The sequence below is a fragment of the Streptomyces sp. NPDC015125 genome, from assembly GCF_043080045.1.
In the GTDB taxonomy this organism is placed as follows: domain Bacteria; phylum Actinomycetota; class Actinomycetes; order Streptomycetales; family Streptomycetaceae; genus Streptomyces.
Genome location: NZ_JBIBVF010000005.1, coordinates 284,154 through 298,035 on the forward strand (window position 1 = coordinate 284,154; position 13,882 = coordinate 298,035).

8 protein-coding genes are annotated in these 13,882 nt (G+C 71.8%); 2 read left to right on the forward strand and 6 right to left on the reverse strand.

Annotated features, from left to right (window positions below; translation table 11 throughout):
* Positions 1-66: 66 nt before the first annotated feature.
* Positions 67-2,814, reverse strand: a complete 2,748-nt coding sequence (locus tag ACF088_RS15505) for a LuxR C-terminal-related transcriptional regulator (protein WP_392376286.1) — start codon at positions 2,812-2,814, stop codon at positions 67-69.
* Between the two features lie 396 nt (positions 2,815-3,210).
* Between ACF088_RS15505 and ACF088_RS15510 the strand changes: the two genes are divergently transcribed.
* Positions 3,211-3,645, forward strand: a complete 435-nt coding sequence (locus ACF088_RS15510) for a winged helix-turn-helix domain-containing protein (protein ID WP_392376287.1) — start codon at positions 3,211-3,213, stop codon at positions 3,643-3,645.
* Positions 3,646-3,706: 61 nt separating this feature from the next.
* On the opposite strand, the gene atpD is transcribed toward ACF088_RS15510, so the two are convergent.
* Together atpD and ACF088_RS15520 are read right to left on the reverse strand one after the other, a co-directional pair.
* A complete protein-coding gene (atpD, locus tag ACF088_RS15515; RefSeq protein WP_392376288.1) occupies positions 3,707-5,125 on the reverse strand; it encodes a F0F1 ATP synthase subunit beta in 1,419 nt (472 codons plus the stop codon).
* Positions 5,126-5,307: 182 nt separating this feature from the next.
* A complete protein-coding gene (locus ACF088_RS15520) occupies positions 5,308-5,631 on the reverse strand; it encodes an ATP-binding protein (RefSeq protein WP_392376289.1) in 324 nt (107 codons plus the stop codon).
* Positions 5,632-5,788: 157 nt separating this feature from the next.
* Here ACF088_RS15520 and ACF088_RS15525 point away from each other — a divergent pair, with 157 nt between their 5' ends.
* The gene (locus ACF088_RS15525) at positions 5,789-8,452 is read left to right on the forward strand and encodes a LuxR C-terminal-related transcriptional regulator (protein ID WP_392376290.1); all 2,664 of its coding nucleotides are present in this window, start codon (positions 5,789-5,791) and stop codon (positions 8,450-8,452) included.
* On the opposite strand, the gene ACF088_RS15530 is transcribed toward ACF088_RS15525, so the two are convergent.
* Genes ACF088_RS15530 through ACF088_RS15540 form a run of 3 tightly spaced genes read right to left on the reverse strand, consistent with a single transcriptional unit; the run spans position 8,443 to position 13,756 of the window.
* The gene (locus ACF088_RS15530; protein WP_392376291.1) at positions 8,443-10,383 is read right to left on the reverse strand and encodes an FAD/NAD(P)-binding protein; all 1,941 of its coding nucleotides are present in this window, start codon (positions 10,381-10,383) and stop codon (positions 8,443-8,445) included. The genes ACF088_RS15525 and ACF088_RS15530 overlap by 10 nt on opposite strands.
* The gene (locus ACF088_RS15535) at positions 10,380-12,497 is read right to left on the reverse strand and encodes a prolyl oligopeptidase family serine peptidase (RefSeq protein ID WP_392376292.1); all 2,118 of its coding nucleotides are present in this window, start codon (positions 12,495-12,497) and stop codon (positions 10,380-10,382) included. The genes ACF088_RS15530 and ACF088_RS15535 overlap by 4 nt, the downstream gene beginning before the upstream one ends.
* Positions 12,494-13,756 carry an MFS transporter gene (locus ACF088_RS15540; protein ID WP_392376293.1) on the reverse strand — a complete coding sequence of 421 codons (1,263 nt, stop codon included), beginning with the start codon at positions 13,754-13,756 and terminating at the stop codon, positions 12,494-12,496. Before ACF088_RS15540 ends, ACF088_RS15535 begins: the two co-directional genes overlap by 4 nt.
* Positions 13,757-13,882: the final 126 nt, after the last annotated feature.

Consider the following 13,882-nt stretch of genomic DNA (forward strand, 5'->3'; position numbering starts at 1 on the left):
CGCCGTGACGCTGACGGGCCCCCACCCGCTCCGCCGCAACCGGGGCGGTTCCAGGGCGCCCTGCGGTCATTCCCACCATCGCAGCACGCGGTCGAGTTCACCTCGCGAGCTCACTCCGAGCTTTGCGTAGGCCCGTTGCAGATGGTTGTCGACGGTGCGCACCGACAGCACGAGCCGAGCGGCGATCTCCTGGCTGGTCAGCCCGCCCGCCGCCAGGTGCGCGACGTCCCGCTCGCGGTCGGTGAGCGGGACGGCCTCGATCCGGTGCGGCAGTGGCGCGCTCACACGGTCCGTACCGCAGCGCTCCAGCAGCCTCCGGGACAACACCGCGGCGGCCGCGGCGGTACGCGACTCCCCCGCCCGGGCCGCGAGCGCCGCCGCCCCGGCGGCGGCCTCGGCTCCCGTCATGTCGGAACCCAGCCGAGCGCATCGTTCGGCGGCCGCGTGCAGCATCCGGTGGTCCTCGTCGGCGAGCCCCGCGGCCAGCTCCGCCCTGGACCCGGCGAGCGGGCTGTCGCCGGCCGCGGCCAGTTCCGCGAGCCGGGTGCGCACCTCGCGGGCGGCGCCCAGCCGCGCGGCGTCCGCCAGAAGCCACCCCTCGTACGAGGCCATGCCCGTCGCTCGGGCACCGGCGGCAGCCTCCAGCAACAGCCGCTGTGCCGCCGGGCGGGCTCCTCGGGCCGCGTTCTGCCAGGCCGTCGCGAGCTGCCGGATGAGCCGGGACGCCTGTTGGCGTTCGCCCTCCGGGCCGCTGGTGGCGGCAAGTTCGCGCTCGACCAGGTCGGCACGCCCGGTCTGGGCGTGCACCGCGGCCAGCCCGGCGCCCGCGAACACCACGGCCCGCCGGAAGCCGTGGCCCCGCGCCAGGCTCAACGACTCGGTGAACCAGTCGTGCGCGGCACCGAGGTGACCGGCGATCAGTTCGCAGCGCCCCAGGTGCGCGGCGATCCAGATCTGCGGTGCCAGGGCCCGGGCCGCCACCGCTTGGGCGAAGGCCGCTCGGCCCACCGCCCGCGCCTCCCCGCCTCGCCCGGCATCGGTCAGCGCCGCGACGCGATAGATGGCCGGCCCACTGGCGTGCGACGAGGGGCTGCCCGGCCGCTGTTCGCGCTCGGCCGCGACGAGTTCGTCGTGCACGTCGCGGGCCAGGTCCACGGCCTCACCGGTGCGGCCGGCGTAGCCGAGGGCGAGGGAGCGTTGCAGCTGTGCCCACAGCCGCAGCCGCGGGACGGTGATGTCCTCGGCGTCGGCCAACAGCCGCAGTGCGTCGGGAACCGCGCCCGCGTTGAGCCGATAGGCGGCCTCGTTGACGCGCAGCACCCGCCGTCCGCCGGCGTCCAGCCGGGTGGCGGCACGGGCGTTGACCTCCAGGGTGCGAGCGGTGTCGCCCAGCCCCCAGTAGAGGTTCTGGGTGCGTTCCATGGCGACGGTGAGTACGTCCTCGTGGCACTCCGCGAGGCGTTCGGCGGCACTCAGGGCCTCCTCGGCAGCCACCCATCGGCCGGTGTGGTGGTATGCCTCCCCGCGCAGCAGCCAGACCTCCAGGACCGCGTCGCTCCGCGGGACACCTGCGAGGAGTTCGACCACCTTGGGGTAGTCGCGTACGTGGCGCGCCATGCGGGCCGCGGGGAGCAGCGTCTCCAGGCCGACGGGAAGTCCGGCGGCCAGCCGCCAGGAGGCGAGGCGCAGTGCGTCCTCACGCCGGCGGGCGCCCATTTCGACAAGGTGGGCGGCCTGGTCGCGGTAGATCGCCCGGCGGCGCGCGGCGGAGATGCCGCGGCGCAGCACCTGGCCGTAGAGCGGGTGGTCCAGCACGCACACGACGCGCCTGCGGTCCATCCGGACGCGGATCAGCCCGTCCTCCTCCAACACCTCGACGTCCTCCGCCCGGTGGCCTCCGTGCGCCAGGGCGTCGGGTGAGAGAGGTTCGCACAGGGCGAGGAGCTCCAGCACCCGGCGCCGGCGTCCGTCGAGGCCGGCCAGTCGGCTGTGGACGATTTCGGTGAGCCGGCGCGTACCGGTCAGCGGGCCGGTGAGGTGCCACAGCCCGTTCTCGCGCACCAGCCCGGCCGAGTCGAGGGCACCGGCGACCAGTTCGCGCAGGACCAGCGCGTTGCCGCGTGAGGCGTGGCTCAGGGTGCGGAGCGTGGCGTGCTCCACCGCCCCGCCGAGCACTCCGCGGACGAGTTCGGCCGTTTCCGTCGCGTCGAACGCGGCCAGGTCCAGGCGGTGACTTCCCTCTTCGTGCTCGAAGGACTCCACCACGTCCGACGGTGGCACCGGAGTGCGCACCGTGCCCACCAGGAGGACGGCTCCGGTCCGCACCAGGTGCCCCAGCAGCACGGCGGAGGCGTTGTCCAGCAGGGGGAGGTCGTCGACCAGGACCACGGTGCGCCGGGAGCCTCCGTCCGCGGGGTGCGAGGCGAAGGCTTCCGCCGCGGCGTGGAAGGTCCGCACCGGGTCGTGGACAGGCGCGTCGGGCGGCAGCAGATGCCCGAGCGCCCCGAGCGGCAGCGCGGCATCCGCGGTGGTGGCCACCACTCGCTCGGTGCGATGACCGGACCGTTGCGCGTCGCGCAGAAACTCCTCCGCGAGCCGGCTCTTGCCCACACCGGCCGGGCCGTACAGCAACAGGACACCGGCCTCGGCGCTGTCGAGGTGGGTCCGGAAGGCGGCCAGCTCTTCGGCGCGGCACGCGAACGGCCAGCGGTGGCGCCGAGCGGCCGCGGCGGGGAGCGCCCCGTCACGGGCACCGGCCGCCGGGCCCTCATGTGCGTTGTCGTTCGGTCCCGAGGATGACCGGGGGGACGCCACCTCATGCTCCCTGCTCGTCGTGGCCCTGCGCTGGTGAGCGACCGGCCGCCCCGCGGGGGCGGACCTCGGCCGGCCCACCCCCTAGCTTGTCCGCTGCCGGCCATCAGCACATGAGTAAGGGTTGCTCCCGTGGTGCCGGATCCACGACGCCGGCAGCGCGATGCGCCTCTCTCCCCGGCTCCGCTGTCCACACGGATGGGCCCCGGGACGGCCCATGCGGTCCACGAGAGCCGGCTACGGGAGACCGTCCCGGCCCCCGTGGCAAAGAGGCGATCACGTAGCCTTCTGGCACACACTCGGCATCCTCGCCCTGATCGTCGTGGCCACCGTGCTCAGCCCGGAGGACCGGCGGTTGCGGGCCCGGCTGCTGGCACGCACACAGAAACAGGCAGCCAGGTGACCGACACTCCCGAGGATCCGACGCAGGTGGATCCCGCGCTGGTGGATCCCACCCGTCTATCGATCGTGTCCGTGCTGTCCTCGGCACAGTGGGCAGAGTTCGCCTTCGTGCGCGACACCGTCGGGCTCTCCGACTCCGCCCTGTCCAAACAGGTCAGCAAGCTGGAGGACCGCGGGTACGTCGAGGTGAAGCGTGGCCATGTCGGCAATCGGCCCCGAACCTGGCTCAACCTCTCGGACGCGGGACGACGCGCCCTGGAGGGTCATCTCATAGCCCTCCAGAACATCGTGTCCGCCTCACGCCGGGCCGGGGAACAGCACACCGGCGCATTCCCACCCCCAGAGCAGAGCCGCGACTCCGCTCCGGTCAGCCCCGTCCTGGCAGGTCGCCGCGCGCAGCGGACAGTCGGGGACCGCGTCCGGCGGAGGTAACCGGGACGGTGGTCCCACCGGACCCGGGGCCGCACTCAAGCGTCCCCCCGCCGGGGCTCCTTCAGAGCAGCGCCTTGGCGTTCCGCTCAAGGTCCTCGATGCCGCCGCACAGGAAGAACGCCTGCTCCGGGAAGTGGTCGTAGGCCCCGTCGGCGATGGCGTTGAAGGCATGAATCGACTCGTTCAGCGGTACGGTCGAGCCGTCCATGCCGGTGAACTGCTTGGCAACGTAGGTGTTCTGCGACAGGAAGCGCTCGATCCGACGCGCTCGGTGGACAGTGGTCCTGTCCTCCTCGCCGAGCTCTTCGATACCCAGAATCGCGATGATGTCCTGAAGGTCCGTGTACTTCTGCAGGATGCTTTTGACGCGTGAGGCGCAGTCGTAGTGCTCCTGCGAGATGTAGCGCGGGTCCAGGATGCGGGACGTGGAGTCCAGTGGGTCGACCGCCGGGTAGATGCCCTTCTCCGAGATCGGACGGGACAGGACCGTCGTGGCGTCGAGGTGGGCGAAGGCGGTGGCCGGAGCCGGATCGGTCAAGTCGTCAGCGGGGACGAAGATCGCCTGCATCGAGGTGATCGAGTGACCGCGGGTCGAGGTGATGCGCTCCTGCAGCAGGCCCATCTCGTCCGCCAGATTCGGCTGATAGCCCACCGCGGAGGGCATGCGGCCGAGCAGGGTGGAGACCTCGGAACCGGCCTGGGTGAAGCGGAAGATGTTGTCGACGAAGAACAGCACGTCCTGCTTCTGCACATCGCGGAAGTACTCGGCCATGGTCAGACCGGCCAGGGCGACGCGCAGGCGGGTGCCCGGCGGCTCGTCCATCTGACCGAAGACCAGCGCGGTCTTGTCGATGACGCCGGAGTCCGTCATTTCCTCGATGAGGTCGTTGCCCTCACGGGTGCGCTCGCCCACTCCGGCGAACACCGAGACGCCGTCGTGGTCGGTGGCGACGCGGTAGATCATCTCCTGGATGAGCACGGTCTTGCCGACACCGGCACCACCGAACAGACCGATCTTGCCGCCCTTGACGTACGGGGTCAGCAGGTCGATGACCTTGACGCCGGTCTCGAACATCTCCGTTTTCGACTCGAGTTCATCGAAACGGGGCGGATGGCGGTGAATCGGCCGGCGCTCGACAGTGCCTGCGTGCTCCTCCGCCCCGTTCAGGACGTCGCCGAGAAGATTGAACACCTTGCCCTTGGTGAAATCGCCGACCGGGACCGTGATCGGGGCGCCGGTATCGGTCACCGGGGCCCGGCGGACCAAACCGTCGGTGATCTGCATGGCAATGCATCGCACCAGGCCGTCCGCCAAATGATGGGCCACCTCAAGGGTCAAAGTGCGCCGCTCGCCCGCGAAATCCACATCCACATGCAGCGCATGGTGAATCTCCGGAAGTCCGTCCTGGGGGAATTGCACGTCCACGACCGGCCCGAAAACGCGGGCAACCCTGCCGGTGGCATCGGTGGCGGTAGCCATGAGGGGGCACTCCTTGCCTTCGCGGATGGGGCTCGCCCCATCTCGTATTACACACAACCATAGTTGCACAACCTTAGATTCTCAACCTTGGTTGCATATATCTGGGGGGCGCCCCCGTAGCGGCCCCGTCACCGCACCCCGCCGTCACAAGGACCACCCGGCCGCGCCCGACCGCCACCCCGTCACTCCACGCGGTATGCGCACCGGCCCGGCTCCGGCCGGCCCGACCCGGAGGCCAGGGCCTCCACGATGGCCAGCCCTCGACCGCGCTCATCGGCCCCGCAGCCGGCAACCCCTTCGCCGCGGGTGAGCGCGGGGCCGCCGTCGGCCACCGAGATACGGACCGCCCCCTGCGCCGCGGCGCCCCCGACGGGGTCAAGACACAGATGAACCGGGGGTGTCGCGTGCTCCACCGCGTTGGTCACCAGCTCGGATATGACCACCAGGACGTCATGTCCCCCACCACGGGCCGAGGCCGACACCGCAGGCGGTGGCGTCGCGGCCAAGCACGTTCTCCCGATGCCCGGCCGGAGCCGGAAAGCTATTGTTGGGCCAGGTCGCGGCGTCGCGATGCGGTGGCTGAGAGTGACGCGCGTGGACGCTGCGTTTTGTCCCTCGCACCCGGCGGAGGCACTACGCGATCCCCTGCCACGTGGAGACGACATGGAAATTCCGGACGTTGCCCGAGAATGGCCGCTCGTGGCGAGGTCGGATGAATTGCGCAGCTTTCGACGTATTCTGCGGGCAACGGACTCGGAAGGCTGTGTCATACACGGCATGTCCGGGGTCGGGAAATCTCGGCTCGCCGCTGAATTCTGGCGGATCGCCCAAAATTCCGGAACGCCCACCCGGAAGGCGATAGCCACCGTCGGTGCCGCTCAAGTGCCGTTCGGAGCCCTGGCCCATCTGCTTCCCGCGGACCTGGACCCGGAGCAGCCGGTTCGGGCCTTTCAGTCGGCCGCGCGGTCCTTCGCCGGTTCGAAGGGCGGAAAGCCGGTGCTCTGGCTCGACGACCTGGACCTCTTGGACACGACCTCCGTCGTGCTCCTGCGGCAGCTGCTGGATGCCGGAACGGTGTTCCTCGTCGCGACGGTCCGGAGCGAGACCGCCCCCGGCGAAGCCATCAGCGGCCTTGCGGCGAATCTTCACCGCTTCGATCTCGACGAACTCTCCGCGTCGGAGACCGCCACTCTGCTCGAAGCCGCTCTCGGGGCCCCGGTGTCCCTCTCGACCCAGCACCACCTCTTCTCCGCCAGCCGCGGAAACCCGCTCTATCTCAGGGAGTTGGTCCACGGCACCCTCGGCACCGGAGCGCTCTCCTTCGACGGGGAGGTCTGGCATCTCGCCGAGACACATACCGGCGTGACGCGGCGTCTGCGCGATCTGGTCCAGGGCCGCCTGCTCCACCTGCCGCCGGCCGCCCGCCACCTGCTGGAGGCACTCGCGCTCTGCGAGCAGGTGTCCGAGGCCGATGCGGTCGACATGACCTCCCGCGACATGCTGCAGAGCCTCGAAGGCTCCGGTCTCCTCGTCGCCACCGCGGAGGGGCGCCGCACCACCGTGGCTCTGGCTCACCCCGTCTACGGCGAAGTGCTGCGAGATGCCCTGCCGACGATGCGCCGACGGACCCTGCTGCAGGAGCAGATCGCGCGCACCCGCGGATACGGAAGCCGCCGCCGCGGTGACGCCATCCGGCTCGCGTCCTGGGAACTCTCCGTCAACGGAACCACCGATCCGGCGCTGCTGGTCAAGGCAGCCGCCTTCGCGGCCTTCGGCAACGACAACCAGCAGGTCGTCACCCTGCTCGAAAAGCTTCCGGCACGCAGCAGGAATCTGCGGTCGGACCTTCTGCTGGGCAACGCCCAACGAAATCTGGGTGCGTGGGAGGAGGCCGAGACCGCGTATGCGCGGGCGAACCGGCATGCGCGCAGTGAGCGGGAACTGCTCATGACGGCGGGTGCACGCACCTTCAATCTCTTCTGGTCGGGCGCTCAGGTCGACCGGGCACTGGCCGTGAACGACGAGGCCCTGACGCGCCTGTCCGGCTCCGGGAGCACCACGATGCTGCTCACCAACAAGGGCCATATGCTCGCCGCTTCGGGAGACCCGGTCCGTGGTCTCGCTCTGCTGTCCGAGCTGCCCGACCGCATCGACGACGCCGCGGACCCCGTGCTCTGGCTCCTCTGCGCCACGTGGAAGGCCGCCGCCTCCGCCGCCGTCGGCAGGACCGCTCGCGCCATCGAGTTCGCTGAGCACGCGGTGAAGCAGGCCAAGGCCGCCCAGGGGACCGGAGATCTGCCGCATCCGGGATCGCAGGCACTCACCCTGGTCATGGCCCTGTCGGAGGCGGGCCGCTTCGACGAGGCGGCAGCGGTCGGTGCGGCTACGCACGAGGACGTGGTGCGCTCCGCTGAACCCATGCAATACCTGTGGCTCTGCCTGCACATGGGCAGGTCGGCCTGGATGGCCGGCCGTCCGGGTACAGCTCGCCGACTGTTCGCGGAGGCTCTCGCGATGGCCCGCGCGCGCCGCCACACCAAGGCACTGCAGATCGTCCTCTCCGGACTGGCGGCCTCGGCCGCTGTGCAGGGCGACACGGAAAGCGCGGCGGCGGCTCTCAGGGACATCGCCGACCAACCCCCCATGGGGTTCTTCGCCGGTCAGGAACATCTGGGTGAGGCGTGGCTGCTCGCCGCCCAGGGGCGGTTGAGTCAGGCACGGTCCGTACTGATGTCGGCGGCCCGCTCGGCGCGCGACGCAGGGCAGCTGATGTCCGAAGGGCTGCTGCTCACCGATGTCGCGCGGCTTGGCGCGCCCCGGGAGGTGAGCGGACGCCTGGGTGAACTCGCGGACCTGTGCGACGGTCGCCTGGCACCGGCTCGTGCGCGTCTCGCCGCAGCGCTGGCGGACCAGTCCCCCGGTGCTCTCAGCGAGGTGTCGGACGAGTGTGACGCCATGGGCGCACCGCTACTGGCCGCCGAGGCGATGGCCCAGGCCGGTACGGCCTGGCAACTGGCGGGCGAACCACGGCGGTCGACCTCCGCGGCCCACCGAGCCCTCGCACTGGCCGGGAAGTGCGAGGGCGCGCAGACTCCCGCCCTCGTGCTCTCCGCTTCCGCAGCGGCGCTCACCAAACGGGAGGCCGAGATCGCCCACCTCGCGGCAGCCACTCTGCGCAGCCGCGAGATCGCCGAGCTCCTGACCATCTCGGTCCGGACGGTCGACAACCATCTGCAGAGCATCTACGCCAAGCTCGGGGTGACCAACAGGCGCGAACTCGCCCGGAAGCTCGGGGAAACAACGCCCCGCTCCTCTGCTCATCCCTGATCGGCGCCCCGGGGAACGTTCCTCGTCGAGGACCCCGCCCTTGCCTCGGCCGGCGCGCACAGCCAGTCGACGACCTTGTCGTTCTGCCGGAAGAACGCGGCGTTCGTGTGCGGCCGCGACAGCGACCCCAGCGCGCCCGAGGCCGCATGATCGCCGAGAGCGACGATCCGCTCGTCCCGCGTCCCGTGGCGGTCGAGGACGTGGAACGTCTTCCCGCAGGTGGCAAGCTTCGCCCCGTGGGCGGGCGAGGCCGGTGTGGTCACCCGGACAAGTCCGTCTCCTGCCAAACGGCGCAGCAGCCCCGAGGCGTCCGCGATGGCGTCGGAATCAGGCAGCCAGGCGTCCACGAGGCGTGCCGCCCGGAACTCCTCACCCGGCAGTGTGCGGGTGCGCAGGACGAAGGTCCCGGTGGTCGGCTCGGTCGCCACGGCCGGCTCCCCTCCGGCGAAGCGGACCAGGCCGCATCCTGCCAGCGCGGTGAGCTGCTCGATCCGCAGTGCGGGCGCGCCGGCGGCGGCGCGCCGAGCGAGTCCGGTCAGCGTCGCGACGAGCAGGCGCGCTTGCGTGTCCACCGCGGCCCGCTCCCTCATCAGCACGCCGATGATGGTCTCGACCGCTCGCACCATGGCCTGTTGGGCTGCGCCGTCGGTGGTGCGCCGGGGGTCGTCGGCCCGTCGTACCGCGGCGTGAAGGTGCCGCTGCATCCAGGTCGTGAGCCGGTCGGCGGAGGGCATGACCGGCAACACGGCCGGGGCGAGGCCGGGTTCGACGAACCGGTCGGCGGGGTCGGTGATGTGCCGGGCGAGGAGGGACCAGGCGGGGCTCTCGACGGGGGTGGCCCGCAGTACGGCCGCGAACGCCTCCCACCCCATGTGTCCGGCCCGCGGATCCCTGGTGAAGAGCTCCTCGTAGTGGGCCCAGGCCATCTCCCGCACCACGGCCTGCCACAGCTCCGCCAGGGCGGCCCGCCGCCCGGCCTCGCCACCGCTCGTCATGCGCTCCGCAGCTGCTCGGATCTCTGCGTCGGCCAGCAGGACGGGCGCGGTCCGCTCCGGCGTGAGCGGTGGCACGGCGGGGCGGGCGCGAGGTGGCAGCCCCCGGCGCGAGGCGATGACGAACGTCGGTTCGCGGCCGGACGGCTCGTAGGCCAGTACTCCGGACGCGTCCCGGCGGAAGACGCCTCCTCGCCCCTCTGTCAGCAGGATCAGCAGGTCCAGGAACGCCAGGCCAAGCCCTCGTACGAGGAGCGGGTCCCGGGCCGGTATACCGGACAGGTCGAGGTCCGCGGTGTAGGAGGGCGGGAAGTACCGGCCTCCGTACTGTTCGGCGAAGGTCCCCAGCGCCCGCTGCTCGGGCGAGGGAGCGCCGTCGAGGTTGCCCAGGGCGAGGACCACACGGTCCGCCGTCAGGCGGCGGCCGCCCTCCAGGTGGACGTCGAGCGCACCGTCGGATCGTTCGCGGACGTGCCGTGCGCGCACGGCGTGTGTCACCACCGTCCACCCGGAGGACAGCGTGTCCAGTGACGTCCGCAGGCACCAGGACAGATACGCGCCGCACAGGCGGCGGCTCGCGTAGCTGTGGGGCGTCAGGAGCCCCGCCTCGGCGAGCAGCGCGGGATCGGTGCACCACCGGGGTGCGATGCGCGACGCCCATGCGTACAGCGTCGGCCCCACTGCCAGGGGGCCGGTGGTCCGGACGCTCTCGTCGGGGAGGAGCGTGACGTCGCCGCAGCGCGAGTTCATCCACAGCAGCGAGGACTGGTCCTGCCGCCAGACCCTGCCGCCGTCGGGGTGGGGGTCCACCAGGTGCAGGATTCCCGGCCCCTGCGGGTGTCGTGCCGCCAGGCGTTCGACGATGCCGATGCCTCGCGGGCCCGCGCCGATGACGACGACACGCGGGGAGGCGCTGCTCGGGGAGGTACCCGCCCTCATGCGGTGACCGCCCGGGTGGGGGCGAGTCCGGTGTGATGCCCGGCGAAGGACAACACGTCGCAGCTCATCCGGTGGCGTGCGCTGCGGGCCATCGAGGTGTGCCCGCTGTCGCCGTAGGAGCGCAGGAGGTACGGGCCGTTGCCGCTCGACGCGCTCTGCAGCCGGGCACAGAACTTCCGGGCGTGCAGCGGGTCGACGCGGGTGTCCCCGTGCAGGGTGATGAGCAGCGTCGGCGGGTACGGCCGCCCGTGCTCGATGCGGTGGTACGGCGAGTAGGAGAGCAGGTGCCGGAACTGATCGGGATCGGCGGCGGATCCGAACTCGTGCCGCCAGGAGCGCCCCAGTCCGCTCTGCTCGTAGCGCACCATGTCGGTGAGCGGAGCGATGGCGACCACCGCGGCGTACCGGCCGGGATCGCGCACCATGGCAGCGGCCATCGTCAGCCCGCCGTTGCTCATCCCGAGGAGTGCCAGCCGGTCGGGGGCACTGAGCCCCCGCCGGCGGAGGTGGTCGGCCGCCCCCTCCAGGTCCTCGAAGGTGCTGTGCTTGCCCGCCCTCGCGGTGGGCCCCCGCAGATCGGGGACCGCGACGAGTCCGCCCGCCCGCACCCAGGCCAGGACCAGCGACTCGTACGACGAGGTCAGTGCGTGGCCGAAGCCGCCGTAGCCCAGCAGGAGGGTGGGCAGCGGCCCGGAGGGCCGGCCGCGTCGGGCGAGCAGGGTCAGCGGAACGCCGGTCCCGTCGGCGGAGGGCGCGAACTCCCGCCACTCTTCCAGGGGCTCCGGTCCGGCGTCCGGGAACGTCACGGCGGGCGAGGAGTCCGGGTCGAGGGGGACCGCGATCGGCGGTGTCGTCCAGCTCGTCCAGCCCAGTCGTGCCCCGCCGTGCGGTGCGGACTCCAGGGAGAGCACGGTGCCGGAGGAAGGGAGAGGCAGCGTGCGCGGCGGGACGTTCCCACCGAGTAGGTGCACGGAGAGCACAGGTTTCCCGGCTCGTGTGCGGGCGACCAGCAGCCGGGTCGGGCGGCGCTCCTGGGCGCCGTCCAGCAGACACAGGTGTGTCAGCGGGGCCCCCGGTTCCTCCGGGACCACGGTCGTCCGGTGCTCCGGGCCCGGCCGGTTCGGGTCCACCACCACGACCTGCCCGTCCGACGCCCCGTGCGTGGTGGCGAGGAAGACGACTCCGCTTCGTGCGACATGGGCCGTGGAGACGGCGTCGGCCGATTCCTGCAACGGCGTCCAGAGGGGACGGGCCGGTTCCTCGCCCAGTTCGGCGAGCCACAGCCGGTTGCGGGTCTCGCTGCCGCGGCGGATCTCCACCGTCAGCCACCGCCCGTGCCACACCCGGGCCCGGAAGCGGTCCAGATCGTCGGTACCGCGCAACACCCGCCGGTCCCGGCCGTGTCGATGCAGCCAGAGGTCCTGACTCCCGCCGTCTTCATCGGTGCCGGCGTAGAAGAAGCCGCTCCCGTCCGGCAGCCACGCGACCGGGCTGTGACGCGTACGCGGGATCCGGTTGCGCCGGTGTCCGGTCGTCGCGTCCAGGAGCAGCAGCGGAGTGCGGTCCTCCCGTCCGCCCTCCAGGATCTGGCAGGCGACGGTGCGGCCGTCGGGAGAGGGTTCCCATGACGCCAGGGCCGACTGCCGCCACAGGACGACGGCATCGACCTCGCGCGCCGCCTCGAACACGCCCAGGACCGGGTGTTCCTCCTCGGCGTCGATCACTTCCCGGAAGACCCGGGTACCGACGACGCGTTCCGGGCTCCGCGCCCCTTGGGCCATGAGATGCGTCAGGGTCCGCTCCACGGCATCCCTGCCGGGAAGAGCGGTCAACACGGCGTGAGAGACATGCTGTTGGCGATCCAGCCAGTCGCGGGTGGCATGCGAGGCGCCGTCTTCCAGCCACCGGAACGGGTCGTCCACGGTATGACCGTGGAGGACCTCACGGAACGCTGCAGGCGGGCTCACGGGGGGCGCGGCGCCGTCGGGGCCGCCCCGGCTCTCGGTCCTGTCGGTGCCGTGCCGGTGTGCGCGACGGTGCGAGTCGTCCGGGTGGTCGGGCGCGTACGGAACGCTGTCCGGGCGTGCCGGCCCGGGCCGAGGCGTGGGGGTCATGACACCGCCTTCTCCGTGAGTGTTGTGGGGGCAGGATCCGGGCCCTTGCCGATGGGGGTGCGTACGACCCTGATCAGCCAGGGGAGAGTGAGCAGCGGAAGGGCCGCGGCACACCACAGGGTTGTCCGGGTGCCGATGACGGAGGCCAGCAGTCCGGCGCCGAGTGCGCCCCCCACTTGGCACGCGGTCGAGGCGCTGCGCAGGAGGGCAACGGTGCGGCCCAGGCTGCCGGGAGCGCTGTCGGCCAGGACCACGGTGGAGAGGCAGATGTTGGCGATCGCCCCGGAGAACTTCGCCGTGGCGAGGCCGCATCCGGCCGTGGCGACGGCCAGCGGAAGGGGCCCGCCGGCGGTGGCGAGCACTGCGGACGCCAGCAGCTGTGCGGCGTTCGCCAGGAGGAACCAACGAGGGGTGCCGCCCCTCCGGGTCAGGCGTGGCCCGGCCCATGAGCCGAGCATGCCCGCCAGGCCGGTCGCCACGAAGGCGAGGCCGAACAGGGAGGCCGGGACGTGCAGATCGCGCAGCAGGAAGGGGCCCAGCAGTGCGGCGCCTGCGGCGGTCGCGGCCGACTGCAGCATGAGCAGGCCGAAGACCGCTTTCAGGAACGAACCCTGGCGGAGCAGGCCGTGGAGCCTTGTCCCACGGCGAGAGGGCGAGCCTTCCGACGTCGCCCGGTCTTCGAAGACAGGGGCGTCGGGCCGGCGGATGCTCAGCAGCAGCACGGCGCTGAGCGCATAGGTGAGGGCGTCGAGGCCGTAGGCGGCGGCGCCGCCCAGTGCGGCGACGGTGAGGCCGGCCAGCGCGTTGCCCGCAAGCCTGGCCCCGTACTCTCCGCTCTGCAGCGTGGCCCGCGCTCGGGGCAGTTCTCCGGCCGGCACCACACTCTGGAGGTGCAGGAAGTACAGGGTCTCCGCCGATACGGCGATGCCGCCCAGCAGCAGGGTGAGGCCGACCAGCCAGAGGACCGAGAGGTGGCCCGTCGCGGCCACAAGAGCTGTGGCCGCCAGCAGACTTCCGGCGACGACATCACAGCGGACGAGCTGCCTGCGAGGCCGCCGGGTCCGGTCCGCGGCGCCGCCCACCCAGGGGCCGAAGAGGGCTGCGGGAAGATATCCCGCCGCGGTCAGCAACCCGGTCTGCGTGGTCGAGGCGTTGAGGGACTCCACCGCGATCGTGGTGCCGGCGACGAAGGTGAGGACCGTCCCGAACTGCGAGGCCACCTCGGCCCACCAGTATCTGCGGAAGTCCGTGCTGCTCATCGGGGCGGTCTCCGTCCTTGGTTCTCCGAGGGCCATGGGCCGGGCGCACTGTCATGGGGCGCCCGGCCCACGGCCGGGCATCAGCAGGCGACGGAGAGCGTGCTCTTCTCCGGCGGCATCGGAGCG

Coding starts and splice junctions, on each gene's coding strand:
- ACF088_RS15540 (WP_392376293.1), bottom strand. CDS start 13,756: ATGAGCAGCACGGACTTCCGCAGATACTGGTGGGCCGAGGTGGCCTCG.
- ACF088_RS15525 (WP_392376290.1), top strand. CDS start 5,789: ATGGAAATTCCGGACGTTGCCCGAGAATGGCCGCTCGTGGCGAGGTCG.
- ACF088_RS15530 (WP_392376291.1), bottom strand. CDS start 10,383: ATGAGGGCGGGTACCTCCCCGAGCAGCGCCTCCCCGCGTGTCGTCGTC.
- atpD (WP_392376288.1), bottom strand. CDS start 5,125: ATGGCTACCGCCACCGATGCCACCGGCAGGGTTGCCCGCGTTTTCGGG.
- ACF088_RS15535 (WP_392376292.1), bottom strand. CDS start 12,497: ATGACCCCCACGCCTCGGCCCGGGCCGGCACGCCCGGACAGCGTTCCG.